General features: G+C 69.4%; 25 protein-coding genes and 1 tRNA gene. 8 read left to right on the forward strand and 18 right to left on the reverse strand.

The annotated features are described in order from the left end of the window. Window positions 1-10 precede the first annotated feature (10 nt). The 4 genes from hemE to sthA are packed head-to-tail and all read left to right on the forward strand — an operon-like array spanning window position 11 to window position 4041. The gene (gene hemE / locus FHR90_RS00360; protein WP_218061908.1) at window positions 11-1039 is read left to right on the forward strand and encodes a uroporphyrinogen decarboxylase; all 1029 of its coding nucleotides are present in this window, start codon (window positions 11-13) and stop codon (window positions 1037-1039) included. Further along, the gene (gene hemH / locus FHR90_RS00365) at window positions 1036-2124 is read left to right on the forward strand and encodes a ferrochelatase (protein ID WP_176621938.1); all 1089 of its coding nucleotides are present in this window, start codon (window positions 1036-1038) and stop codon (window positions 2122-2124) included. The genes hemE and hemH overlap by 4 nt, the downstream gene beginning before the upstream one ends. Further along, window positions 2121-2573 (forward strand): protoporphyrinogen oxidase HemJ, encoded by a 453-nt coding sequence (gene hemJ / locus FHR90_RS00370; protein WP_176621937.1) that lies wholly within the window; start codon window positions 2121-2123, stop codon window positions 2571-2573. The genes hemH and hemJ overlap by 4 nt, the downstream gene beginning before the upstream one ends. 16 nt (window positions 2574-2589) lie before the next feature. Continuing rightward, on the forward strand, window positions 2590-4041 hold the full coding sequence (gene sthA, locus FHR90_RS00375) for a Si-specific NAD(P)(+) transhydrogenase (protein ID WP_176621936.1): 1452 nt from the start codon (window positions 2590-2592) through the stop codon (window positions 4039-4041). An 18-nt stretch (window positions 4042-4059) separates the two neighbouring features. Here sthA and FHR90_RS00380 read toward each other — a convergent pair. The 6 genes from FHR90_RS00380 to mnmE all read right to left on the reverse strand — a co-directional run bounded on the left by FHR90_RS00380 (window position 4060) and on the right by mnmE (window position 9745). After that, window positions 4060-4135: transfer RNA gene (locus FHR90_RS00380), tRNA-Lys, on the reverse strand. 71 nt (window positions 4136-4206) lie between these two features. Further along, window positions 4207-5100: a ParB/RepB/Spo0J family partition protein gene (locus FHR90_RS00385; RefSeq protein WP_176621935.1), complete on the reverse strand. Its 894-nt coding sequence runs from the start codon at window positions 5098-5100 to the stop codon at window positions 4207-4209. Next, window positions 5097-5900, reverse strand: a complete 804-nt coding sequence (locus FHR90_RS00390) for a ParA family protein (protein WP_176621934.1) — start codon at window positions 5898-5900, stop codon at window positions 5097-5099. The genes FHR90_RS00385 and FHR90_RS00390 overlap by 4 nt, the downstream gene beginning before the upstream one ends. Beyond that, on the reverse strand, window positions 5866-6501 hold the full coding sequence (gene rsmG / locus FHR90_RS00395; RefSeq protein WP_266152674.1) for a 16S rRNA (guanine(527)-N(7))-methyltransferase RsmG: 636 nt from the start codon (window positions 6499-6501) through the stop codon (window positions 5866-5868). Before rsmG ends, FHR90_RS00390 begins: the two co-directional genes overlap by 35 nt. Before the next feature lie 11 nt (window positions 6502-6512). After that, complete coding sequence (gene mnmG / locus FHR90_RS00400; protein WP_176621933.1) at window positions 6513-8390, reverse strand: tRNA uridine-5-carboxymethylaminomethyl(34) synthesis enzyme MnmG; 1878 nt, start codon at window positions 8388-8390, stop codon at window positions 6513-6515. Between the two features lie 35 nt (window positions 8391-8425). Next, on the reverse strand, window positions 8426-9745 hold the full coding sequence (gene mnmE, locus FHR90_RS00405; protein WP_176621932.1) for a tRNA uridine-5-carboxymethylaminomethyl(34) synthesis GTPase MnmE: 1320 nt from the start codon (window positions 9743-9745) through the stop codon (window positions 8426-8428). A gap of 20 nt (window positions 9746-9765) precedes the next feature. Between mnmE and FHR90_RS00410 the strand changes: the two genes are divergently transcribed. Both FHR90_RS00410 and FHR90_RS00415 read left to right on the forward strand, forming a co-directional pair. After that, window positions 9766-11742 carry a thioredoxin domain-containing protein gene (locus FHR90_RS00410; protein WP_183274572.1) on the forward strand — a complete coding sequence of 659 codons (1977 nt, stop codon included), beginning with the start codon at window positions 9766-9768 and terminating at the stop codon, window positions 11740-11742. 6 nt (window positions 11743-11748) lie between these two features. Beyond that, a complete protein-coding gene (locus tag FHR90_RS00415) occupies window positions 11749-12204 on the forward strand; it encodes a methylated-DNA--[protein]-cysteine S-methyltransferase (RefSeq protein ID WP_176623333.1) in 456 nt (151 codons plus the stop codon). On the opposite strand, the gene FHR90_RS00420 is transcribed toward FHR90_RS00415, so the two are convergent. From FHR90_RS00420 to rfbB, 6 genes are read right to left on the reverse strand one after another with little or no spacing between them, the layout of a single operon-like run. After that, window positions 12185-12625 (reverse strand): hypothetical protein, encoded by a 441-nt coding sequence (locus FHR90_RS00420; protein ID WP_176623331.1) that lies wholly within the window; start codon window positions 12623-12625, stop codon window positions 12185-12187. The genes FHR90_RS00415 and FHR90_RS00420 overlap by 20 nt on opposite strands. 25 nt (window positions 12626-12650) lie before the next feature. Beyond that, window positions 12651-13556, reverse strand: a complete 906-nt coding sequence (locus FHR90_RS00425; protein WP_246329932.1) for a glycosyltransferase — start codon at window positions 13554-13556, stop codon at window positions 12651-12653. Window positions 13557-13597: 41 nt separating this feature from the next. Continuing rightward, the gene (gene rfbD / locus FHR90_RS00430) at window positions 13598-14518 is read right to left on the reverse strand and encodes a dTDP-4-dehydrorhamnose reductase (protein WP_266152672.1); all 921 of its coding nucleotides are present in this window, start codon (window positions 14516-14518) and stop codon (window positions 13598-13600) included. Then, the gene (gene rfbC, locus FHR90_RS00435) at window positions 14515-15072 is read right to left on the reverse strand and encodes a dTDP-4-dehydrorhamnose 3,5-epimerase (protein WP_176623327.1); all 558 of its coding nucleotides are present in this window, start codon (window positions 15070-15072) and stop codon (window positions 14515-14517) included. The genes rfbD and rfbC overlap by 4 nt, the downstream gene beginning before the upstream one ends. Before the next feature lie 45 nt (window positions 15073-15117). Continuing rightward, complete coding sequence (rfbA, locus tag FHR90_RS00440) at window positions 15118-16017, reverse strand: glucose-1-phosphate thymidylyltransferase RfbA (protein ID WP_394367833.1); 900 nt, start codon at window positions 16015-16017, stop codon at window positions 15118-15120. Then, window positions 16014-17090 carry a dTDP-glucose 4,6-dehydratase gene (rfbB, locus tag FHR90_RS00445; protein WP_176623325.1) on the reverse strand — a complete coding sequence of 359 codons (1077 nt, stop codon included), beginning with the start codon at window positions 17088-17090 and terminating at the stop codon, window positions 16014-16016. The genes rfbA and rfbB overlap by 4 nt, the downstream gene beginning before the upstream one ends. Before the next feature lie 94 nt (window positions 17091-17184). Between rfbB and FHR90_RS00450 the strand changes: the two genes are divergently transcribed. Further along, entirely contained in the window at window positions 17185-17871 is a 687-nt protein-coding gene (locus FHR90_RS00450; protein ID WP_176623323.1) for a histidine phosphatase family protein, read from the forward strand. Window positions 17872-17874: 3 nt separating this feature from the next. On the opposite strand, the gene rsmI is transcribed toward FHR90_RS00450, so the two are convergent. Then, window positions 17875-18855 (reverse strand): 16S rRNA (cytidine(1402)-2'-O)-methyltransferase, encoded by a 981-nt coding sequence (gene rsmI / locus FHR90_RS00455; RefSeq protein WP_183274573.1) that lies wholly within the window; start codon window positions 18853-18855, stop codon window positions 17875-17877. A 74-nt stretch (window positions 18856-18929) separates the two neighbouring features. On the opposite strand from rsmI, the gene FHR90_RS00460 reads away from it, so the two are divergent. Beyond that, window positions 18930-20102, forward strand: a complete 1173-nt coding sequence (locus tag FHR90_RS00460; protein ID WP_183274574.1) for a penicillin-binding protein activator — start codon at window positions 18930-18932, stop codon at window positions 20100-20102. Window positions 20103-20187: 85 nt separating this feature from the next. Here the strand turns inward: FHR90_RS00460 and FHR90_RS00465 are convergent, their stop codons facing one another. The 5 genes from FHR90_RS00465 to FHR90_RS00485 all read right to left on the reverse strand — a co-directional run bounded on the left by FHR90_RS00465 (window position 20188) and on the right by FHR90_RS00485 (window position 24860). Then, entirely contained in the window at window positions 20188-20556 is a 369-nt protein-coding gene (locus FHR90_RS00465) for a hypothetical protein (protein WP_176626269.1), read from the reverse strand. A 178-nt stretch (window positions 20557-20734) separates the two neighbouring features. Then, window positions 20735-21724 (reverse strand): LpxL/LpxP family acyltransferase, encoded by a 990-nt coding sequence (locus tag FHR90_RS00470; RefSeq protein WP_408871416.1) that lies wholly within the window; start codon window positions 21722-21724, stop codon window positions 20735-20737. Next, on the reverse strand, window positions 21721-22713 hold the full coding sequence (gene lpxK / locus FHR90_RS00475) for a tetraacyldisaccharide 4'-kinase (protein ID WP_183274575.1): 993 nt from the start codon (window positions 22711-22713) through the stop codon (window positions 21721-21723). Before lpxK ends, FHR90_RS00470 begins: the two co-directional genes overlap by 4 nt. Next, the gene (locus FHR90_RS00480) at window positions 22713-24089 is read right to left on the reverse strand and encodes a 3-deoxy-D-manno-octulosonic acid transferase (protein WP_183274576.1); all 1377 of its coding nucleotides are present in this window, start codon (window positions 24087-24089) and stop codon (window positions 22713-22715) included. The genes lpxK and FHR90_RS00480 overlap by 1 nt, the downstream gene beginning before the upstream one ends. Window positions 24090-24167: 78 nt before the next feature. Further along, window positions 24168-24860 carry a lysophospholipid acyltransferase family protein gene (locus FHR90_RS00485; protein WP_183274577.1) on the reverse strand — a complete coding sequence of 231 codons (693 nt, stop codon included), beginning with the start codon at window positions 24858-24860 and terminating at the stop codon, window positions 24168-24170. Window positions 24861-24885: the final 25 nt, after the last annotated feature.

Consider the following 24885-nt stretch of genomic DNA (forward strand, 5'->3'; position numbering starts at 1 on the left):
CAAGAGATTGATGCGTGTGCTGCAGGGCGAGGCTCTCTGGCCGCCGCCGGTGTGGCTCATGCGTCAGGCCGGCCGCTACCTGCCGGAGTTCAGGGCGATGCGCGAGCGGGCCGATTTCCTGACCCGCTGCCTGACGCCCGAGATTGCTGTGGAACTCACGCTCCAGCCGATCCGGCGCTACGGCATGGACGGGGCGATCCTGTTCAGCGACATCCTGATCCTGCCCTGGGCCATGGGACAGTCGCTGGAGTTCGTCGATGGCGAGGGACCGGTCATGGCACCGATCCGGGACGAGGCGGCGCTGGAGCGGCTGGATCCGGCCCGCATTCCCGAGGCGACGGCGCCGGTGCTGGAGGCGCTGCGCAGGCTGCGGGCGATCCTGGATGCGCCCGATGGGCCGGGAGGCGGCAACACCACCTTGCTGGGCTTCACCGGCGCGCCGTTCACCGTCGCCTGCTACATGGTCGAGGGGCGCGGCAGCCGGGAGTTCGCGTCCGTCAGACAGATGGCCTATGCGCAGCCGGAGCTGTTCGAACGGTTGATCGGGCTGCTGGAGGAGACCACGGCCGCCTATCTGGGTGCGCAGCTCGATGCGGGGGCCGAAGCGGTGATGCTGTTCGACAGCTGGGCCGGGCTGCTCGCTCCGGACCAGTTCCAGAAGCATGTGATCGAGCCGACCCGACGGATCGTCGATCGCGTGCGCGCCGGGCGGCCGCAGGCGCGTATCATCGGTTTCCCCCGGCTGGCCGGGCTGAGCCTGCCGGAGTATGCGGCGCGGACCGGGGTGGATGTGGTCGGTCTCGATACCGGCTGCGATCTTAATCAGGTCTGCGAGCTGCTGCCGCCGCAGATGGGGGTGCAGGGCAATCTGGATCCTCTGGCCCTGCTCGCCGGCGGTCAGGCCCAGGCGGATGCGGTGACGGCGATCCGCGAGCGGCTGCGCGGACGGCGACATATCTTCAATCTCGGCCATGGCGTATTGCAGCAGACGCCGCCGGAGCATGTCGCGGCCCTGGTCGCGCAGGTACGTGCGGCGTGAGTGACGCCAAGGCCCGCCGTGTCGCCGTCGTGCTGTTCAATCTCGGCGCACCGGACCGTCCGGAGGCGATCCGGCCGTTCCTGCACAACCTGTTCGCCGATCCGGCGATCCTGCGTGTGCCGCCGCCGATCCGGCCGCTGCTGTCGGCGCTGATCACGTCGCGCCGGGTCAAGCCGGCGACCGAGAACTACATGCTGCTGGGCGGCAGCTCGCCGCTGCTGGCGCAGACCGAGGCGCAGGCGCAGGCGCTGTCGGCCGTGCTGGCCCAGCGCCTCGAGGATATCGAGGCGCGCTGCTTCATCGCCATGCGCTACTGGCATCCGCGGGCGGAGGCGGTGGTGCAGGACGTGGTACGCTGGCAGCCGGACGAGGTGGTGCTGCTGCCATTGTATCCGCAGTATTCGACCACCACGACCGGCAGTTCGCTGACCGAATGGCGCGCGATGGCGGCGAAGCACGATCTGGTGGTTCGCACCGCGTCGGTCTGTTGCTGGTACACGCAGCCCGGTTACATCGCGTCGTTCGCCAGGCTGCTGGCCGAAAGTCTCGAGGCGGCGCGCATGTCGCTGCCGCAGGGCACGAAGCTGCGGGTGCTGTATTCGGCGCACGGGCTGCCTGAAAGCATCGTCACCGCCGGCGATCCGTACCAGATGCAGGTGGAGGCGGCGGCCGCGGCGATGTCGGCGGCGATCGGGCTGGACACATTCGCCGACACCGATGCCGTGGTCTGCTATCAGTCGCGCGCCACACCGCAGAAATGGCTCGAGCCAAGCACCGAGCAGGCGCTGGCGGCGGCTGCGGCCGATCGCAGGGCTGTGGTGGTGGTGCCGCTCGCCTTCGTCTCCGAGCATTCGGAAACGCTGGTCGAGCTCGATATCGAATATCGCCATCTCGCCGACCGGCTGGGTCTGCCGGGCTATGTCCGGGTTCCAACACCGACGCTGGACGCCGATTTCATTGGCGGTCTGTCGGATCTCGTCTGCGGGATGCTCACCGACGGTCCGGGTGTCTGCCGTGACGCTCACTCGACGCCCTGTGGCGCGGCACATCGCGACTGCCCGCAGCGCAGGAGGGTGCGGGCATGACAATCACTGCACTGGCTTCGGTCTATCCATGGCTGAAGGCGTTTCATGTGATCGCGCTGATCGCCTGGATGGCGGGGATGTTCTATCTGCCGCGGCTGTATGTCTATCACTGCACCGCACCCGCCGGCGGCGTGCTGAGCGAACGTCTGAAGGTGATGGAACGGCGGCTGCTGAAGCAGATCATCAACCCGGCGATGATCGCGACCTTCGTCTTCGGCGTGCTGCTGGTGCTGACACCGGGTGCGGTGGACTGGTCTTCGGGATGGTGGTGGGTGAAGCTGGTCTGCGTGGCCGGGCTGTTCGGCTTCCACGGTGCGGCCTCGCGCTGGCGGAAGGATTTCCTCGACGAGCGCAACACGCGGCCGCAACGCTTCTATAGGATCGCCAACGAGGTGCCGACGGTGCTGATGGTGATCATTGTCATCATGGTGATCGTCAAACCGTTCTGATCGAGGAGGCTGGCCGATGGCCGAGGACTACGATTACGATCTGGTTGTGATCGGCAGCGGTCCTTCGGGACGGCGGGCCGCGGTGCAGGCGGCGAAGTTCGGTCGGTCGGTGCTGCTGGTGGACAAGGGCGTGCGCGTCGGCGGTGTGTCGGTGCATACAGGTACGATCCCGTCGAAGACGCTGCGCGAGACCGTGCTGAACCTGACCGGCTGGCGCGAACGCGGCTTCTACGGTCTGGCCTATCGGGTGAAGAAAGACATCACCGCGGGCGACCTGCGCTCGCGTCTCGCCAAGACGCTCGACTACGAGGTCGAGGTTCTCGAACACCAGCTTGCACGCAACCGCGTCGATGTGCGGCGGGGCCTCGCTCAGTTCGTCGATGCGCACCATGTCGAGATCCACACCGAGGCCGGCGAATCTCATACCGTGTCGGCCGACAAGATCGTCGTCGCGGTGGGTACCAAGCCGTATCGCCCGCCGCATGTGCCGTTCGATGAAAGCATCGTCATTGACAGCGACGGCATGGTCGATCTCGACCTGCTGCCGAGATCGCTGACGGTGGTGGGTGGCGGCGTGATCGGTATCGAATACGCGACCATCTTCAGCGCGCTCGACGTCAGGGTCACGCTGGTCGAACCCAAGGCGACGATCCTGGATTTCGTCGATCGTGAACTCGTCGACGATTTCACCCATCAGCTTCGCGACCAGGGCGTGAATTTCCGTCTCGGCACACATATCGACGCCATCCGGATGGAAGCCGGGCAGCCGGTGGTGATTCTCGAAGGCGGGCGCAGGGTTCGTTCGGAAATGCTTCTCTATACCGCCGGGCGCGTCGGTGCGACGGACCAGCTCAATCTGCCGGCGGCAGGACTGCGTGCAGATCATCGTGGCAGGCTCAGCGTCAATCCGAAGACATTCCAGACGGAGGTGCCAAACATCTACGCGACGGGTGACGTGATCGGTTTTCCCTCGCTGGCTTCGACCTCGCTCGAGCAGGGGCGGATCGCGGCGTGTCATGCGTTTTCCGAGACTCTGCCGCATGCACCGGAATTCTTTCCCTACGGCATCTATTCGGTTCCCGAAATCTCGACGGTCGGGCTCAGCGAGGAGGAGGCGCGCGCCAAGGGTATTGCGTATGAATGCGGCGTGGCGCGGTTCCGCGAGACTTCGCGCGGGCACATCATGGGTCTGCGCGGCGGCATGCTAAAGCTGCTGATCTCGTTGCAGACGCACAAGCTGTTGGGTGTTCACATCGTCGGCGAAGGTGCGACCGAGCTGGTGCATATCGGCCAGGCGGTGCTCAATCTCGGCGGCAAGCTCGACTATTTCATCGATGCCACCTTCAACTATCCGACGCTCGCCGAGGCGTACAAGATCGCAGCACTCGACGCGTGGAACCGCATCACGCCACGCCGCGACGACGAGGCGGAGCCCGTCGCACCGCTTCAGAGCGAAGCGGTGAAGTGATCCATGTCTGGAAAGCTGTGGTGGGCGCACAAGGACTCGAACCTTGGACCCGCTGATTAAGAGTCAGCTGCTCTACCAACTGAGCTATGCGCCCACAGCGAGGGCGGACTTAAGGCAACATGGGCGTCAGCGCAACCCGAAAAATGACGCCGTGACCTCGGATCGCTACTGGCCGCCGCGCAGCAGGGCGAGAATGCCGTCGAGCTGGTCGAGATTGCGGTAGCCGATCCGGACCGATCCGCCACGGCCATTGAAGGTGATGCCGATATCGAGGCCAAGCTGGGCCCGGAGCTCGCGTTCGAGCGCCTTGATTTCCGGATCGCGCGGCGGCGGACGGGATGATGCGTCGTCACGGTAGCGGCGCTCGGGATCAAGGCGCTCCCCCGTGGCTTCGGCCTGCGCCAGCGCCTCGGTCTGGCGGACGGTGAGGCGTTCGGCGAGGACCTTCAGGGCGCCGCGGGCTGGGTCCGGGTGGGCGAGCAGGGCGCGGGCGTGGCCAGCGGTCAGCTGGCCGGAACGGACATCGTGGCGAACCGCCTCGGGCAGAGCGAGCAGACGCAGGGTGTTGGCCACATGCGAGCGTGACTTGCCGATCGCATCGGCAAGCTTCTCCTGGGTCAACTCGAAGTCGGTGGTCAGCCGTTGCAGGCCCTCCGCCTCCTCGATCGGATTGAGATCCTGGCGCTGCATGTTCTCGATCAGGGCGGCGGCCATCGCACTGGTGTCGTCGAGGCGACGGATATGCGCGGGGATCTGATGCAGCCCGGCCGCCTGGGCCGCACGCCAGCGGCGCTCGCCGGCGATGATCTGGAACTGGCCTGGACGGGCCGGGTCGGGTCGTACCAGGATCGGCTGCAATACACCCTGGGCGCGGATCGAGGCGGCGAGCTCGCTCAGCGCCTCGTCGTCGATTGTCTTGCGTGGCTGGAACGGGCCCGGTGCGAGCAGATCGACCGGAAGCACGGACAGGTCGTCACCGGGCCGTTCGGGGCGTCCCTGTTCGCCAAGCAGGGCGGCAAGACCGCGGCCGAGGCGGGGGGCAGGCTTCTTCTCACTCATGGGGTTGGGTATCCGCGTCGGGAAAGCAGTTCTGTCGCGAGGGTATCGTAGGCGAGCGCGCCGCTGGACCGTGGGTCATACAGCCCGACCGGACGGCCATGGCTCTGCGCCTCGGAGATGCGGATATTGCGTGGAATGAGGGTGTCAAAGACCGCCGTACCAAAGAAGGCACGGGCATCGTCGGCCACGAGTTCGGAGAGGTTGTTGCGCCGATCATACATCGTCAGCACGAGACCACCGAGAGTCAGGCGAGGATTGAGGCTGCGCTTGACGCTGTCGATGGTGCGGGTGAGCTGGGAGACGCCCTCGAGAGCGAAGAATTCGCATTGCAGCGGCACCAGCACGATGCTGGCTGCGACCAGCGCGTTGAGTGTCAGCAGGCCGAGGCTGGGCGGACAGTCGATCAGGACGAGATCGGCGGGGAAGCTGCCGTTCTGCATCCGTTCGGCAAGACGGTATTCGCGCCGGTCTTCACCGACCAGTTCGATTTCGGCGCCGGCGAGGTCGTTGTCGGCACCGATCACCTTCAGCGTCTCGATCTCGGTGTCGCGCAGCAACGAGGCCGGAGCGGCTTCGGCGGTCAACAGGCTGTAGGTGCCGTTCTTGCGCGCGGCATGGCCGATGCCGAGCCCGGTGGAGGCGTTGCCCTGTGGGTCGGCGTCGATCAGCACGACGCGCCGGCCACGCTGGGCGAGGGCGGCCGCGAGATTGATCGCGGTGGTGGTCTTGCCGACGCCTCCCTTCTGGTTGGCGATGGCAATGATGTCAGGAACGCGGTCCTTGGGCCTGGTCTGTGGCACGCCTGATGTCAGTCAGTTGGAGGATGACGCCGTCGGGATGGACCCGGCTGGGAATACGGGTGACGCTCATCTGCCATTCGGCCGCGGCCTGGGTCAATTCGTCTTCGGCCCGGGTGCCCTTGAGAAACAGGCAGGTGCCGCCGGGAGTGAGCAGCGGCGCCGTCCAGCGCAGCAATTGCGGCAAGGCAGCGAGCGCGCGCGCGGTGATGAGGGGCGCGGGTGCCACCTTGGCCTGCTCGATCCGCGTGGCGAGGACGGTCACCTCGCAGCCGGTGACTCTGGCTGCTTCCCGCAGGAACGCCGCCTTGCGCTGGTCCGATTCGATCAGGGTCATCCGGCAGCCGGTGGCAATCGCCAGCACGAGGCCGGGAAATCCGCCGCCCGAGCCGAGATCGGTGGCGTGGTCTGCCGAAATCAGAGGCGCCAGTTGCAGGCTGTCGGCGATATGGCGGTCCCACAGATTGGGCAGATCGCGGGGTGAGACGAGGTTGATGCTGGGGTTCCACCGCGTCAGCAGGGCCGCATACAGCTCCAGGCGTTCGACCGTTTCACGTGAAACAATGCCGGTGTCGATCCAGGCCTGGGGGGTGCGTTGTTTCACGTGAAACAATTTCAGGCCGCTGCACGGGGCCGGCTGCGCAGATGGCCGAGCAGGGCCATCAATCCAGCCGGGGTCATGCCGGCGATCCGGCGGGCCTGCGCGAAATCCACTGGTCGTACGCGCTCGAGGCGTTCGCACATTTCCGAACTAAGGCCACCGATGACACGATAATCGAGATCGGTCGGGATCGTGATCGCCTGTTCCTCGCCCAGCGCACGGACCTCGCTGTCCTGACGCTGAAGGTAGCCTCGATATCGACTCTCCGCCTGGAGATGGCGCAAGGTGCGCAGGCTGAGCGTGCCCAGCCACGGGATCGCGGTGACCAGGCGATGGGTGTCATCGACCTGTGCGACGAGATCGCTGACCGTGCGCGTGCGTCCGTCACGAGAGGGGGTCAGCCCGCAGGCGGTGGTGGCTGCGGCCGGCAGGCGTTCAGCTTGCGCCCGCTGTCCGGCCTGCGTGATCTCGGCCTCAGCCGCGGCAAACCGCTCGGCGCGGTCATGTCGCACCAGACCGAGCGCGATGCCGAGTGGGGTGAGGCGTAGGTCGGCATTATCATGCCGCAAGGCGAGCCGGTATTCGGCCCGCGAGGTGAACATCCTATACGGCTCGCTCACACCCTGGGTGACGAGATCGTCGATCATCACTCCGAGATAGGCCTGATGTCGCTCGAGCCGGATGGGTGCCGCGCCCGCTGCCCGGCGCGCCGCGTTCAGTCCGGCAAGCAGCCCCTGAGCGGCCGCTTCCTCATACCCGGTGGTGCCGTTGATCTGTCCGGCGAGGAACAGTCCTGGCAGGGCGCGCAGTTCCAGCCCATGCGACAGGGCCCGGGGATCGACATAGTCGTATTCGACCGCATAGCCGGGCTGGGCGATCTCGGCATGGGCGAGCCCGGGCATGGTCCGCACGAGCGCGAGCTGGACGTCTTCCGGCAGGCTGGTGGAGATGCCGTTGGGATAGATCAGCTCGCTGCCCGGCCGGCCCGGCAAAGCCTCGGGCTCGAGAAACACCTGATGCGACGTCTTGTCGGCGAAGCGGACGATCTTGTCCTCGATCGACGGGCAATAACGTGGCCCCCGTCCGGCGATCGCCCCGCCATAGACCGCAGACAGATGCAGCGATCCGCGGATCACCTCATGTGTGCGCGCATTGGTCTGGCTGATTCGGCACTCGGTTTGTGGAAGGGTGATCGCGTCGGTCATGCGGCTGAACGGCTCCGGCGCGATATCGCCCGGATCGGCGGGCAGCGCGTCCCAGTCGATCGTCTCACGGCGCAGACGCGGTGGCGTGCCGGTTTTCAGACGGCCCAGCGGAACGCCGAGCGCCTCCAGACGCTCGCCGAGACGCGTCGCCGCCGGTGCATCGATGCGGCCGGCTGGCCGGGTCTGGTGTCCGACATGGATCACGCCGCGCAGAAACGTGCCGCTGGTGACGACCACCGCAGCCGCACGCAGGGTTGTTCCGTCCTCGCACACGACGCCGCAGACCTGTCTGTCCTCGACGATCAGGTCTCCCACCGCGCCCTCGATCACGCGCAGGGTTGCCTCGGCGGCGATCAGCGCCTGCACCGCGTCGCGGTAAAGGCCCCGATCCGCCTGTGCGCGCAGGCCCTGCACGGCCGGCCCCTTGCTGCGGTTGAGCATCTTGAAATGGATGCCGGCAGCATCCGCAGCGCGGGCCATCAGCCCGTCCAGGGCGTCGATCTCGCGCACCAGGTGCCCCTTGCCGATGCCGCCGATCGCCGGATTGCACGACATGGTGCCGATCTGGGCGCGTGAGTGCGTCACCAGCGCCACGGTCGCGCCCAGACGCGCTGCCGCAGCGGCCGCCTCGCAGCCGGCATGACCACCACCCACCACGATCACGTCGAAGATCTGCTGTCTTGTCATCGCGGCGGACCTTAATCCGCTCGATCGCCGGATGGCTACTTTCCGATGCAGAACTGTCCGAAGATCGTGTCCAGCACGTCCTCGACGCCGATCCGTCCGGTGAGGCGGCCGAGTGCCAGCGTCGCCAGCCTCAGTGCCTCGCCGCGCAGTTCCGGCCAGGTCTGCACCTGCGCGTCGCGCAGGTGCACGACGGCTTCCTCCACACCCGCGCGATGACGCGCCCGGGTCAGCGACGCCCCCGCACCACCGGCCGTCAACCGACGCACCGCCGCGACGAGTTGCTCGCGCAGCCGATCCAGCCCCTGGCCGCTGCGGGTGCTGATGGCGAGTTCGCCGGGTGCCGCCGGTGCGGTCAACAGATCCGCCTTGCTGCGGATCACCCAGCATTCCGCCTCTGTCACGATTTGCTCCGGCGCGGCGCCAGGCTCGACGAGGCTCAGCACGAGATCGGCGCGCGCGGCATGCACGCGGGCACGGCGGATGCCTTCCGCCTCGATGGCGTCGCCGGTTTCGTGCAGTCCTGCCGTATCGATGAAGCTGACCAGCGTGCCGGCCACCTGCAGCCTGACCGAGATCGCATCGCGCGTGGTGCCGGCAATCGGCGAGACGATCGCATCTTCTTCGCCCGACAGCGCATTCAACAGGCTCGACTTGCCGGCATTCGGTGCCCCGGCGATCACCACCCGCACGCCGGAGCGGATCCGTTCGCTCCGCGCACCGTCCGCCAGATGCGCCTGCATCTCCTCGCACAGGCTGCGCAGGTCCGACCGGTTGGCTGCCTCCGTCTCGTCGGGCAGATCCTCGTCGGGAAAGTCGATCAGCGCCTCCTGGCGTGCCAGCAGCAGGCGCAGACGCTGCGCCCACCCTTCGTAAAGCCGGCTCAGCCCGCCGCCGAGCTGGTCGAGTGCCTGCCTGCGTTGTGCGCCGGTCTCGGCCGCCACCAGATCGGCGATCGCCTCCGCCTCCAGTAGCCCGATCCGCCCCGACAGGCAGGCCCGCCGGGTGAATTCCCCCGGTTCCGCCGGCGTGGCGCCAAGAGCGAGCAGGGCATCGGCTACGGCCTCGATCACCGCGGCCCCGGCATGCAGATGCAGCTCGGCCGAGTCCTCGCCGGTATACGAACCCGGCCCTGGAAACCGCAGCACCAGCGCCTGGTCGAGCGCTTCCCCGGCGTGACGCAGGACCCGCAACGTTGCCAGCCGGGGCGCCGTGAGGCTTCCCGCCAGCGCCTCCAGGATCGCATCCGTCCGTGGGCCGCTGAGACGCATGATGGCGATCGCCGCCGGCGGTGCGCCGCTGGCCAGGGCGAAAATCGTGGTGGACGCCTCCGCAGGCGCGTGCTGCAACCCGTTCATCGGCGGCCGAGGACCCAGGAATGCACAACCAGCTCGGCAGCGAGGCCTCGCCCTATCTGCGACAGCATGCCGACAACCCGGTGCACTGGTGGCCATGGGGCCGGGCCGCGCTCGACGAGGCGGCGCGGCGGGACTGTCCGATCCTGCTGTCGATCGGTTACGCGGCGTGTCACTGGTGCCATGTGATGGCGCATGAATCCTTCGAGGACGCCCGGGTCGCGGGACTGATGAACGCGGGCTTCGTCAACATCAAGGTCGACCGCGAGGAACGCCCCGATATCGACCATCTCTATATGACCGCCCTGCAGGCCATGGGCCAGCGTGGCGGCTGGCCGCTGACGATGTTCCTGCGTCCTGACGGCACGCCGTTCTGGGGCGGCACCTATTTTCCGCCCGAGCCACGGCACGGTCAGCCCTCGTTCGCCGATATCCTGCGCGCCATCCGCATGGCCTGGGACGACCGTGCCGCGCTGATCGACGACAATGCCGGCCGGCTGCGCGAGCTGCTGACACAGGCGGCCGAGCCCGGCAACGCGTCCTGGCCGGAGGCAGGCCGGCGCGCCGAGGCCGCCCGTCGCCTGGTGGCGGCCACCGATCCCGTTCGCGGCGGCCTGGCGGGAGCGCCGAAATTCCCCAACGCGCCGGTGTTCCGGTTCCTGTGGCAGACCGGCACCGACGCGGGCGCCGTCGCCGTCGAGCGGCTGCTCGAGGCGATGGTCGATGGCGGTATCCATGACCAGATCGGCGGTGGCTTTGCCCGCTACGCCACCGATGCCGACTGGCTGGTGCCGCATTTCGAGAAGATGCTCTACGACAACGCGCAGATCCTCGAATTGCTGGCGTTCGTCCATGCGCATCGCCCCGCACTGGCCGGGCGTGCGGCGGCTGAACGGCTGGTCGGCTGGCTGACGCGAGAAATGCAGGTCGGCACTGCCTTCGCCGCGTCGCTCGATGCCGACAGCGAGGGCGAGGAGGGCCGTTTCTACGTCTGGCAGGCCGACGAGATCGCGGCGGCGCTGGCGCCGCTCGGTGCCGACAGGGTCGCGCACTGGCGACAGGCCTACGGCGTGACCGCTGGCGGCAACTGGGAGGGCCACACCATCCTCAGCCGCGTCGGCCCGATCGATGTGCAGACCGATGCCGAGGCCCGCGCCCTGCTGCTCGCCCGTCGTGAGCGGCGCCCGCGCCCGGCGCGCGACGACAAGGTGCTGGCCGACTGGAATGCGCTTGCAGTCATCGCCCTGGTCAGGGCGGCGGGTGTCTTTGGCCGCCCCGATTGGGACGGGCTGGCGCGCTCGGTCTGGCAGGGCGTGGAGACGATGTTGGCCGGCAGCGACGGGCGCCTCGCCCACGCAGCCTGCGACGGACGCATCACCGCCTCGGGCCTGCTCGAGGACCAGGCGGCCGGTGCTCTCGCCGCGCTCGCCCTGTATGAAGCCGACGGAACGGTGCAGTGGCTTGAACGTGCGCTCGGCTTCGTCGACGCGGCCGAGCGCTGGTTCACCGCCCCTGGAGGCGGCTACGTCCAGGTCGCCGCCGACGCCACCGACCTGCCCCTGCGGCCGCGCCCGATCCATGACAGCGCCCTGCCGACCGGGCTGGCGATGCTGGCCGAGGCACAGGCGAGGCTGTTCCATCTCACCGGTGAGGACCGCTTCCGCCTGCTGGCGACGCACACCATCGAGACCATGGCCGAGGCCGATCCCGTCCGCTTGACCCTTCAGCCAGGCATGCTGTTCGCCGCCGACCTGCTGGAGCGCGGCCGCACGCTGGTGATCGACGGCGCGGCGCAGGCGGACTGGATCACGCTGGCGCGGTCATGTGGTGTTCCGAACCTGCTGATCCTGCGCGGCGACACCGTCACCACCGACACCCACCCGGCTCATGGCCGGCGGGCGGCACCGGGCGAGACCACCGCGTGGCTGTGCAGTGCGGGACGCTGCTCGCTGCCGATTCGCGATGCCGACGCGCTGCTGGCCGCGATCAGGGAGGGCTGAACGCCGATGCCCCAGCTGTCCCTGCACTCACCGATCGGCCCGCTGACCCTGTCCGAGGAAGACGGCATGATCGTCGCCCTCGATACCGGCTGGGGGCGTGATCAGACGCGAAGCGCCTTGTTGCGCACCGCGGCGGACCAGCTCCAGGCCTATTTCGACGGTCGGCTGCAACGCTTCGACCTGCCGCTGGCCCCGATCGGCACCGTTTATCGCCGCCGGGTCTGGCAGCATCTGCGCGACATCCCGTTCGGCCACACCCTGACCTATGCCGGGCTCGCCGCCCGCGCCGGCGGCGTGGCCCGCTCGATCGGCCAGGCGCTGGGCGCCAATCCCGTGCCGATCCTCATCCCCTGCCATCGCGTCCTGGCGGCGCGTGGGCTGGGAGGGTTCTCGATGGAGGGTGGCGACGAGACCAAGCGCTATCTGCTGAGGCTCGAAGGCGTCAGCCTCGATCATCTCTGAACGGATCCGGCAGGGGCCGTCCGTCACGACGGCGTCCGAGCAGACGGGCGGTCATGCCGAGCGACGCGATCAGCGCCAGAAGAAACGCGCCCGCCCAGCGAAGCCCGTCACCGCCCTCGTCCGATCCTCCCGGCACCGCCACCAGCAGCACGAACACCAGCCCGACCATGAAGAGCGGACGTCCCACCCGCAGGCGGTCGCGCGATGCCAGCCCGCACAGCCCGACGAACACCACGATCAGCGCGATTGCGAACGCACGCAGCACCGACAGGCTGGTCGGCCCGAGTCCCGACACGATTTGCCGCATCGCCTCGGCCCAGCCGGCGAGCATGGTGCCCAGTCCCGCCGGCCCGATCAGGATCAGCAGCAGGGCGAGCACCGCCCCCGTTGCCCAGATTGCCCAGATACCGCTCCTGCCCATCGCCCCCGCCATCGCAACGCCCGTCTCACCCGAGCACGAACCACAGCCTGAACAGCAGCGTCTCGGAGCGGGTCCGCCGGCGCAGCCGTGGCCGCCGGGCCAGGGTCAGGATCCGTGACAGCCGCCCTCGCCGCAGGCTGCGCGACAGTCGCATGACGATGCGGCCGGACGAGGCATCGAGCAAGGCCCTATGCGCGACCAGTGCCTCCACATGCACCCTGAACGTGGTCATGAACGCCCCCGGGCCGCGGCGCAGGGCGGCGATGGCGCGTCTCAGCCACGATGATGGTGCGCCCACTGCATTGTCGGGATGCTGCCGATACAGCACGACCGGTTCCGGATCGACCACCATCCGCCCGCCCGCGGCGGTGACGATCAGATAGGCCCACCAGTCATGCAGCGTGCCGAGCGGTGGCCGGGTGCGTCGCAGCAGAGCCACCGCGGCAGGATTGAGGGCCACGGTACAGCCGGTGGCGACGTTCTGGGTCAGCGCGTCGGGGAAACCCGGCAGGTCGCCGTAATCCGGCGACAGGCCGAGATCGCGCAGCTGTGCATCGACCAGGCGCTGGCGTGCGCAATACAGGGCCGGCACGTCGGGGTCGACCTCACCGAGTGCTGCCACCGCGCGCGCCAGCTTGTCAGCCAGCCAGACATCGTCCTGATCTGCAAACGCGACGATCGCCCCCTCGGCTTCGGCGCGCGCGGCGGCGTGACACAGCAGCGCCCAGAAGGAGGCGGTGATGCCCAGGTGGCGGCCGTCGGTGCGGTCGGTCGCGTCGATCCGTGCGGCGTCGACGAAGGCACGCACCCGGTGCCGACTGTCATCGGACGAGCCATCATCGCGCCAGATCAGGCTCCAGCTCCGATGGCTCTGGTCGACGAGCGATTCGAGCTGGGCGTCGAGGAAACGCGCCCCGTCATACGTCGACAACAGGACGATGACGGGGCGGGTCGCGTGCGAGGGGCTTGAGTCTATGATCCGGCGGTCTCGGTGAGCAGCCGGTCGACGGTGTGCCTGAGGCTGTCGCGCCAGGGCGGCAGCCGCACGCCGAAGACCGTGGCGAGCTTGGTGGTATCGAGGCGTGAGTCGGCGGGGCGCTTCGCCGGCGTCGGCCAGTCCTCGGTGCGGATCGCGATCACCTCGGGCATCGGCCGGCCATGGGTCGCGGCCTGTTCGAGAGCGGCGACGGCCAGGCCGTGCCAGGTCGTTTCGCCGGTACCGACGGCGTGATAGATGCCGCCATAATGCGGCCGGAGGCCGTCGCGCTCGATCAGGGCGATGATCGCCGCGATCGCGTCGGCGAGATCGTCCGACGAGGTCGGATTGCCGCGCTGGTCGCCGACCACGCGCAGGGTCGGGTTCTTGGCCCCGGCATTGAGCATCGTGCGCACGAAATTCTTGCCCGAAGCCGAATAGACCCAGGCTGTGCGCAGGATGATGCTGTCCGGATGGGCCGCCAGCACCGCCTGCTCGCCCTCGGCCTTGGTGCGACCATAGACCCCGGTCGGGCAGGTCGGATCGCTTTCCAGGTAGGGCTCACCCTTGTCGCCGTCGAAGACGTAGTCGGTGGAAACATGGATGAACGGGATGCCGTCTCGCGCGCAGAGCCGCGCGAGTTCGGCCGGGCCGTGATGGTTGGCGCGTGCGGCGCCCTCGGTCTCGGTCTCGGCGAGATCGACCGCCGTCCAGGCCGCGGCGTTGACTACCGCCACCGGCCTGACCTTGTCGAACACCGCCGCGAGTCCCTCCGGTCGGTCGAGATCGGCCTCGGGGCGGCCGATTGTCACGATCCGCGGACCACCGCGCGCCGCCAGCGACTGCGCGAGTTGCCCGTTGACGCCGATCACCAGGATCGGGCCGCCCTCGCCAAGCGGGGATACGGGCGCGCTCACAGCGAGAACCAGCCATGCGCGGCCGAAAACGGCGGTGCGACCTGGTCCTTGTCCGACAGCACTGCCTCGGTACCGCCGAGCGGCCATTCGATGCCGATCTCGGGGTCGTTCCAGATCACCGCGCGCTCGCAGTCCTTGGCATAGACATCGGTGCATTTGTACTGCACCTCGGCGTTCTCGGTCAGGGTCTGGAACCCGTGCAGGAAGCCCGGCGGCACCCAGATCTGGGTCCAGTTCTCCTCCGAGATCTCCGCGCCCACCCATTTGCCGTAGGTCGGCGAGCCGACGCGGGCGTCCACGGCGACGTCGAAGATCGCACCGCGGGTGCAGCGCACCAGCTTGCCCTGCGCATGCGGCGCAAGCTGGCAGTGCAGTCCACGCACCACGCCCTTCTGCTTGGACAGGCTCTGATTGTCCTGCACGAAGGGAATGGTGATGCCCGCCTCGGTGAAGCGCGGGCCGTTATAGGTTTCCGAGAAGAAGCCTCGCGCGTCGCCGAAGCGCGGCGGGGTGACGAGGATGACGTCGGGAATGGCCAGTCGTTCGATCTTCATCGCACAGGGTCTTCCTTGATCGATGTCGCCGGTGAGGGCGCAGGGTCAGTGCGAGCCGTCCGCGACCTCGAGCAGCATCCGTCCGAGATCGGTTTTCTTGAGCTTCTCGGCGAGGCTGCGAAGCTGCGCGGCGTCGATGAACCCCATACGGAACGCCGCCTCCTCCGGGCTGCCGACCAGCAGGCCCTGGCGCGACTGGATGGTCTGCACGAAGGTGCCGGCCTGCATCAGGCTGTCGGGCAATCCGGCATCGAGCCACGCGCAGCCCCGGCCGAGCCGGTCGACATGCAGCGTGCCCTCCTCGAGGTAGATCGCGTTGAGATCGGTGATCTCCAGCTCGCCGCGCGGCGACGGCTTGATCTGCTTGGCCAGTTCGCCGACACGGCTGTCGTAGAAATACAGGCCCGTGATCGCCCAGTTCGATGTCGGGTTGGCCGGTTTCTCGACCACCTCGATCGCACGTCCGTTCTCGTCGAACGCCACCACGCCGTAGCGCTCCGGATCGCGCACCTGATAGGCGAACACCGTCGCCCCCTCGGGCCGTTTTGCAGCCGCGCGCAGCAGCACGCCGAGATGGTCGGCGAAGATCAGGTTGTCACCCAGCGCGAGCGCGCATGGATGCCCGTCGAGCCAGTCGCCGGCGATGAGGAATGCCTGCGCGAGGCCGTCGGGGCTGGGCTGCTCGCGATAGGTGAAACTGCAGCCGAATTTCGAGCCATCGCCGAGCAGACGCTCGAACTGCGGCAGGTCGACCGGTGTGGAGATGATCATGATCTCACGGATGCCGGCGAGCATCAGCGTCGTCAGCGGATAGTAGATCATCGGCTTGTCGTAGACCGGCAGCAACTGCTTGGAAGCCGCCAGCGTCATCGGATGCAGGCGCGTGCCGGACCCGCCGGCGAGAAGGATGCCCTTCATGCCGGTCGCCTGGGACTTGTCGGTCATGCCGCCTCTCCGGTCTTCGCGGGCGAGGTGCCGAGGCGCTGGCCGGTGTAGCGGCCCGAACGGATCGCCTGCCACCAGTCCTCGTGGTCGAGATACCACTGCACGGTGCGGCGGATGCCGCGCTCGAAATCGTGCCTGGCTTTCCAGCCGAGGCTTTCCTCGGCATGGCTCGCATCGATCTCGTAGCGGAAATCATGTCCCGGACGATCGGTGACGTAGGTGATCAGACGCTCGCGCGGGCCGGCCGGATCGGGTCGCAGCTCGTCGAGGACGCGGCAGATCGTTGTCACGACTTCGAGGTTGCTGCGCGGCTGACGCGCACCGATCGCGTAGGTCTCGCCCGGCTTGCCCTGCTCGACCGCCTTGACCAGCGCCTCGGCGTGATCCTCGACGAACAGCCAGTCGCGCTTGTTGGAGCCGTCGCCGTAGATCGGCAGGGGCTTGCCCTCGATTGCATTGATCGTGACCAGCGGGATCAGCTTCTCGGGGAAGTGCCACGGACCGTAGTTGTTGGTCGTGTTGGTCACGAAAGCCGGCAGATGGTAGGTGTGATACCAAGCCCGCACCAGATGGTCCGACGCCGCCTTGGACGCGGAATACGGACTGCGCGGATCATAGGGCGTGGTCTCGGTGAACGGCGGATCGCCATCCTCGAGCGCACCGAACACCTCGTCGGTGGAGATGTGGTGGAAGCGGAACGCCGCCTTGCCCGCCTCGTCGAGACCCGACCAGTACTGGCGTGCCGTATCGAGCAGCACGAAGGTGCCGATCACGTTCGTCTGCACGAACACGCCGGGGCCGTCGATCGAGCGGTCGACATGGCTTTCGGCGGCGAGATGCATCACCGCATCTGGTTTGTGTGTGGCGAACACCTCGGCCATCGTGGCTGCGTCGGTGATGTTGGCCTTGACCAGTGTATGACGCGGGTCGTTCAGTGCTTCTTCAAGCGCGTCCTCGGACGCGGCGTAGGTCATTGCATCGATGTTGACGACGCTGTGGCCCGTGGTGCGTATCAGGTGGCGGACGACCGCCGATCCGATGAATCCGCAGCCGCCGGTCAGAAGAATTCGCATCCCTGGCCTCATCTCGAAATTGCAAGGAACCGGTCGCTCACAAACCGGTGTAGCGTCAACTTGACAGCACTCCCAGTCGTCCGCAACTGGGGCGATGTCCGAAAAAGCCGACACATCCGCACCCGTGACGCGCATCTGGCTGGTCCGCCATGCGATCGTCGAGCAGAACGCGCGGGCAACACTTTATGGAATCCAGGATGTTGCCCTGTGCCCCGACAGCCTGGTCGCGGAAGCGCCGCGCTACCGCGCACTCGCGTCATGGTTGCCGCAGGGTGCCAGATGGCTCGTCACACCCCTGACGCGAACCCGTCGTACCGCCGCCGCCATCGCCGCGCAGGCACGCCAGCTCGGTATCGCCGTGCCGGAGCCGATCGTCGAACCCGGGCTGATCGAGCAGGATTTCGGCGACTGGCAGGGGCTCGATGCGGTCGCGCTGCCGCCGAGGCTCAGCCTGCTGCCGCACGGGTTCTGGCCGGTCGATCCGGCCGAGGTCCCGCCCGGCGGCGAGAGTTTCGAACAGATGTGCGGCCGTGTCGGCGACACGATCGAGCGCCTGGTGACGCAGCATGCGGGCGCGGAGATCGTCGCCGTCAGCCATGGCGGTGCGATCCGCGCGGCGTGTGCGCACGCGCTCGGCTGCACGGCGCGTTCGGCGCTGCATCTGGCGATCCAGAACCTGTCGGTGACGATCCTCGAACATCGCCCGCGGGGCTGGCGCGTGCTCTGCATCAACGAGATCGCCGGTCCGGACGTTACCGGCCGGCAGATGACCGATTACTGATCCTTACCGATCCGACGCGTCGGCCTGTTGCCGCGACAGTTCCAGTGCCCGCGCATACACCACGCGCCTCGGCAGGCCGCTGGCCGTCGCGGCGAGGCCGGCGGCGTCCTTGACCGAATGTGTTCCGAGCAACCGACGCAGCTCGTCGTCGAGGGCCGCGGCCGGGGTCTGCGCCGTCTCCGCCGGCGGCCCGAGCAGCACGGTGATCTCGCCGCGGGCGGGGTGGGCGGCATAATGCGCGGCCAGCGCACCCGCCGTGTCGCGCCTGAGCTCCTCGAAACGCTTGGTGAGCTCGCGTGCCACCACCGCCTCGCGCGTCGCGCCGAACACGGCGGCGAGATCGGCCAGCATGCCGTCGAGCCGGTGCGGCGCCTCGTGCCAGATCAGCGTCGCCCGCAGCCCTGCCTGCTCGGCGGCCAGCAGGACGGCGAAGGCCTCGCGCCGCGCGGCGGCGCGGGGTGGCGCGAAACCGGCGAACAGATAGGGGTGCGGCGGCAGTCCCGAGAGGGTGAGGGCGACCAGGGCCGCGTTTGCGCCCGGGGCCGCGCTCACCGTCAGCCCGGCCTCGATCGCCGCCCGCACCAGCCGATAGCCCGGATCCGACACCAGCGGCGTGCCGGCATCCGAGACCAGCGCGAACCGCGTCCCGGCCCGCATCGCATCCACCAGAGCGGCACTGCGGGCGGCCTCGTTGTGGTCGTGCAGGGGCTGCATCGGCCGCTGGATGCCGAGATGCAGCAGCAGCCGCGCGGTCATGCGCGTGTCCTCGCACAGGATCGCATCCGCCTGGGCCAGCAGCCTCGCCGCCCGGACCGTGATGTCGCCGAGATTGCCGATCGGGGTGGCAACAAGTATCAGCGAAGCCGACCCCCAGTCGGATTTGGGTTCGGGTTCGGATCTTGACCCGGCTCGGTCCGCTCCGTCGCGGCACATGTCCGCCGCCACGACGGCCTCATCGGAGGATTCGGATGCTTCATCGTTCATCACCCAAGCCTAGCACCGTCCGCCGCCCCGCGCGCCGGGCGCCGGGGCTCGCCGGGATCTGTCTGCTGCCGGCGATGATGCTGTCCGCATGCACCTCCGGTCCGACGGGCCTGTTCGGCAATGGCGGCGTCGGCGGCCCCGATGCGACCCAGGCCACCGCCCCCACTCCGGCCTCGCGCAAGGTCGCGCTGCTGCTGCCGATGAGCGGGGCGAACGCCTTTCTCGGCCCGGCGCTGGAGAAGGCGGCCCGGCTCGGCCTCGACCAGCAGCCGGGCGGCCCCGAGATCGTCGTCGAGGACACACGCAGCACCAGCGCGGGCGCCGCCGAGGCGACCCGCGCGGCGGTCGCCGCCGGCGCGGGCATCATCATCGGGCCGCTCACCGCCGCCGATACCGATGCGGCCGCGCCGATCGCGCAGGCGGCAGCGATCCCGATGCTCGCGCTGACCTCGGATGTCGGGGAGGCCCGCCCCGGGGTCTGGGTGCTGGGCGTCACCCCCGAACAGCAGGTGGCAAGGCTCGTCGAGGGGCTGCGCGGCTCCGGCCAGACCCGGATCGGCGCGCTGTTGTCGCAGGATGCGTTCGGCAGCGCGATGGCGGACGGGCTGACCACCGCGGCGGCCCGCGCGGGCTTGCCGCCGCCGAGGATCGAACGCTACGGAACCGGGTTTTCCGGCATCAATTCAGGCCTGCGCACCGTCTCCGACTATGCGGGCCGTCATCCGGCGACCGACAAGGGCGCATCGGCGGCCGATGCTGCCGCCGCGCCGTCGCCCGGTCTGCCGATCGACGCGCTGCTGCTGAACGCGACCGGCACGCAGCTCCAGGAGGTGATTTCCTGCCTCGCCTTCTACGACCTGCAGCCCGACCACATCCGCATTCTCGGTCCTGGCCTGTGGGGGGCATTCGCGAGCAAGCTCAAGGCGCTGCCGGGGGCATGGTTCGCGGCTCCCGACCCGTCGGCGCGCACCGGCTACGTGCAGCTCTACCAGGCGCGCTACCACGATTCGCCGCGGGCGATCACCGACATCGTCTATGATGCGGCCGCCCTGGCCCGCAGCCTGTCGGGTGATGGCTACAGCGCGGCATCGCTCACCCGCGAACAGGGCTTCGCCGGGGTGGACGGCGTGTTCGGCCTGCGGCCGGACGGGCATGTGCGTCGCGAGCTGGCGATCTTCGAGATCCAGCCCGGCGGCGGCGCAAAAGTGGTGCAGCCGGCGCCCGGCGTCCTGTCGAACGGGAGCTGAAGCGCTCGCCTGACAGGCTGCCGAAAAATTGGCTGTTGAGGATGGGCGGGCGAATTTTCGTGCGGGAAAGGCGCCGCTCAGCCGATCAAGCCGCGAAGACCGGCCGCGGCAGCACCGGTCGGATCGCGTTGAGCGCCGCCTCGAAGCTGGAATGGCGGCCGAGCTCGTAGTTGCGCTGGTGGTCGATCACCGCCCAGCGCAGGCCGAGCGGGCGGATCATGTACGCCGGGTCGGCGCTTTCGCGCACCCAGACCAGCACGTGCTCGACGGGGTGAGCGGCGACGGCCGAGGCCGGTGCGGAGCCGGTCGCCACCTCGGCGTCGGAGACTCCCATCGGGGCGCTCGCCGCGAGCCAGCGGACGAGGCTCTCGTGATGACGCGGCAGGAACAGCGCTCGTAGCGGAATGACGTTGTCGCCCGGGGAGCAGGGCTGCACGAAGTCATTTTCGTCCATTATGGCGACCGAAGGCATGGGGATCCGACCTGTGCTCGCGATTTCGTGAGTCGAAACCTAAAGCGGCCGTAACCCGGCTGCCAAACGGATTCAGCAGGCCGTCAGGGACCGCACCGGAAAAGCCCGAGAGCTGTGACCTTTTTGCAAGGATTGGTTACGTATATGATACGCCCTGTTTTTATCCATTATTTACAACGTGTTGAGAGACGTCCTTTGGCCACCGCCTGTGGAGCCAGAGCCACGATCCCGGGGATTGTCGAATCCAGGCCTCGATCTGGTCGTTGACCGCCTGGGTCAGCCAGGCGATCGCGGCGGCGGTATCGCGACCCTCGCCCAGGGTGTCCGGCGGCAGGCTCAGCACCTCGCTGACATGCAGCTGCAGCCGCGCCGGCCCCAGCCGCTCCACCCAGCCGCCGATCACCGGTGCATCGTAGCGCAGTGCCATCGCCGCCAGCGCCGGCGCCGTCATCGCCCGGTGGCCGAACAGTCGCGCCTCGATGCCGTCGTTCATCTTCTGGTCGACCAGCATGCCCAGGCGGTGGCCGCGCCGCAGATGCGCCAGCGCCCCGCGCGCGCCGGTCGCGCCTTTGGCGAACGGCCGCGCGCCGGCCGAGGGATCGGCGGCCAGCACCGGGCCCAGCGCGGCACGACGCAGGCCGAGGATCACCTCGTCGGCAGCGCCGATGCTGGCGGCGCGATAGATCGAGGTAAAGCCCGCGCCGCACAGCCCGGCGGCGCGCGGCAGGGCTTCCCAGTTGCCGAGATGGCCGGAGAACAGCAGCACCGGTCCGGGTGGCAGCGCCTCCAGCCGGGCGCGGTCGGTGGACTCGATGATCAGCCCGGGTCCGGCGGCGGTGTTGACCTCCAGCCCGGCCAGATGCGGAAACTCGCCGATCGTGCGGCCGAGATTGTCCCACACCCCGCGCAGCACCGCCCGCCGTCCCGCATCGTTGAGCTCGGGCAGGGCGAGGCGCAGATTGGCATCGCCCACCCTGTTGACCGGCAGCCACGGCCCGACGGTGCGCGTCAGCCCGCCCGCCAGGTTCGAGGCCCGTACCGGCCCGGCGAGGCGCAGCAGCGCCACCGCGCCGCGCAGCGCCGCGCCCACCGCCATGGTCGTCGCCCGGGTGCGCCATGCGGCGATCCGGCCCTGCCTGCCGTGCGTCATCGCGGCACGCCGTCCAGCCAGGTGTCGAGCAGGGCCTCGACCTCCGTCTCGTCCGACCATGCCAGACGCAGCCCGACCACCCGCGGCGCGGGCGACTGACTGCCCCAGCGGGCGAGATCCTTCGGTGTGGTCACCGCCACCGCGTCGAGGCGCTTGGCCTCGTCCAGCAGCCGGGCGCGCAGGGCGGCGGTATAGGGCTGATGGTCGCCCAGCGCCCGCGTTCCTGCGAGGTCGAGCCCGGCGCTGCGCAGCGCGTCGAAGAACTTCTCCGGCCGGCCGATCCCGGCGAAGGCGAACAGGCGCATCCCGCGCAGGGCGTCGATCCCGGCCGGGTCCTGCACCGGCGTCGCCGACAGCTCGACCCGTCCGGTCGGCGGATCGAGACGCCCTTCGGCTCCGTCGCCGATGCGTACCACGGCCGCGCAGCGGGCAGCGGCGGCGGCCGGCGTCTCGCGCAGCGGCCCCAGCGGCAGCAGCCGGCCATTGCCGAACCCGGCCCCGGCATCCACCACCAGCAGGCCGAGATGCTTGTGCAGACCGGGGTTCTGCAACCCGTCATCCATCACCAGCGCGCCGGCGCCGGCCGCCACCGCCTGTCGCGCCGAGGCGACGCGGTCGCCCCCGATCCAGACCGGGGCGTGGCGGGCCAGCAGCAGCGCCTCGTCGCCGACCATCGCTGCCGTGTCCGCCGGACCCACGCGATGCGGCCCGCGCAGCCGGCCGCCATAGCCGCGCATCAGCACATGCGCCTCGACACCACGCGCGCGCAGGCGCTGCACCAGATCGATCACCACCGTGGTCTTGCCGCTGCCGCCGACGGTGACGTTGCCCACGCACAGCACCGGCACGCCAGGATCGACCCCGGCCTGACGCGCGCGCCGCGCGGCCACCCGTCCGACCCCCCAGGCCACTGGCCCGAGCGCGAGCCGCAGTGGCCAGGGGGGGCGTCGTTTTGCCGCCCAGAACGCGGGTGCGCGCCAGCCCGCCATCACGCCGGAGTCCGCACCGGGACGGCCTGCGCGAGCAGGGCTTCCGCCACCCGTTCCGGCAGGTCGCGCCCGGTGCTGAAGATCGCCGCGGCGGCCTGCGCGCTGCGCATCCTCGCCATCGGGTCGGCCAGCATCGCCGCCACCCAGTCGGCGAGTGCTGCCTCGTCGGCCACCACCGTCAGCGCGCCTGCCGCCTCGAGGATGCGCACCGCGTCGTTGAAATTGCCGGTCAGCCTGCCGGTCGCCACCGCCGCCTCGCAGCGCGCCGGCTCGTAGGGGTTGTGCCCACCCCCCTGGCCGAGCAGCGAGTGGCCGACGAACACCACCCGCGCCGCCCGGTAGAGCATACCCAGCTCTCCCAGCGTGTCCCACAGATAGAGCCCGGCTCGTTCCGGCAGTGCCTCGCGCGCGGAGCGACGCCGCACGCCGCCGAGCTCGGCGGCGATCGCGGCGCCGCGATCGGGGTGGCGCGGCGCGATCAGCGTCAGCAGCCCCGGATGATGCGGGGCGAGGCGGGCATGCACCCGGGCGATCGCCGCCTCCTCGCCGGGATGGGTCGAGGCAGCCAGCCACACCGGCCGCTTGCCGATCTCGGCGCGCAGTGCTGCGAGGGCGGCCGGATCGGCGGGCAGGGCGGGCGCGGCCTGCTTGAGGTCGCCGACCATCACCGCCTCCGGGCCGCCGAGGGCCGCGATGCGTGCCGAATCCTCCGCGCTGCGGGCCAGGACCGCGGTGATCAGCCCGAACGGCGTGCCCCCCAGCAGCCGCGCAGCGCTCTGCCAGCGCGCCCCGCTGCGTGCCGACAGCCGCGCATTGATCATCAGCGCCGGGATGCTGCGCCGGGCGAGTGCCGCGAGCGTATTCGGCCAGATCTCGCTGTCGACGAAGCCCGCGACGTCGGGGCGCCAGCGATCGAGCAGCCGGGCGACGGCGCGCGGGGTGTCGTGCGGGGCGAAGCGATGGCTCAGCCGCCCGCCGAGCGGCAGCGGCGCGCGCGCCTCGAGGATCGCCGCCGAGCTCAGCGTGCCGGTGGTGACCAGCACCGCAACGTCCTCGCGCGACAGCAGCCGTTCGATCACCGGCAGCACCGAGACCGTCTCGCCGACGCTTGCCGCATGCAGCCAGACGCGGCGCGCGGCCCTGTGCCAGGTCTCGGGCGGCGGCGTGCCGAGGCCACGGCGTTCGTCCAGCCGATCCGGATCTTCCTTGCCGATCCGTACCCGCCACGCCAGCAGCGCTCGCAGCGCCGGCGGCGCCAGCGAGGCGGCGACCGCCCAGGCGGCGGCGACGGCGCGCCCGCGCAGGGTGCTGCGGGGTGTTGCGAACGCGCGTTTTCCGGCCTGCGGATCGCGCATTTCCTGTGTCTCGATGCTCATGGCCGCTCGCGGCCACGCCGCTTCGAGGCGCGAAAACGCACGGTTTTCGGCTCGGACTCCACAAGTTTGTGGCCCCCGCTAGTCATCGACACGGCCGAGCGCCTCCGCCGCGATGCGCGCGACGCCGTCGAGTGCGGCCCGCACGATCTCGTCGCCGCCGGCGTGCCGGTCGGCGCCGATGTCGAACAGCGGGCCATAGACCAGCACGCCGCGCGCGAACGGCAGCGGCACGCGCATGCGGTCCCAGCTGCGCAGACGCAGGGCCGGGCGCGTCGCGCCGGCCATCGGCAGCAGGCTCAGCGAGGTCCGGGCGGCCAGCATCGCCGCACCCGCCGCCGGCACCCGCCGCGGCCCGCGCGGTCCGTCGGGGGTCAGGCCGAGCACCGCGCCCTGGTCACGCAGCGCCAGCAGCCGCCGCAGTGCCGTGGCACCGCCCTTCGGCCTCGTGCCGCCATCGGCACGCACGCGGTCCGACGAACCGGCGATCACCTCCAGCCCCCAGCGCGCGAACAGCCGCGCCAGCGCCTGGCCATCGCGATGGCGGCTGACCATGACATGCAGTCGGCGCGGATTGCCGGCCCGGATCGCCTCACGCCACAGCGCCGGCCCGAACGGCAGGAACTCGTGCCACAGTACCGCCACCGCCTGGAGATCGCCGTCGATCACGGCCTGCGCCGAGGGATCGACGACCAGCCGCCAGCGTACGGTGCGCAGGGTGAGGTCGAGATAGGCACCGATCAGGGCGGTGACGAGACGGGTGGAGAAAGCCATCGGATCGGTGGCGGATGATGGTACC

This window comes from Endobacter medicaginis (assembly GCF_014192375.1).
Classification (GTDB): Bacteria; Pseudomonadota; Alphaproteobacteria; order Acetobacterales; family Acetobacteraceae; genus Endobacter; species Endobacter medicaginis.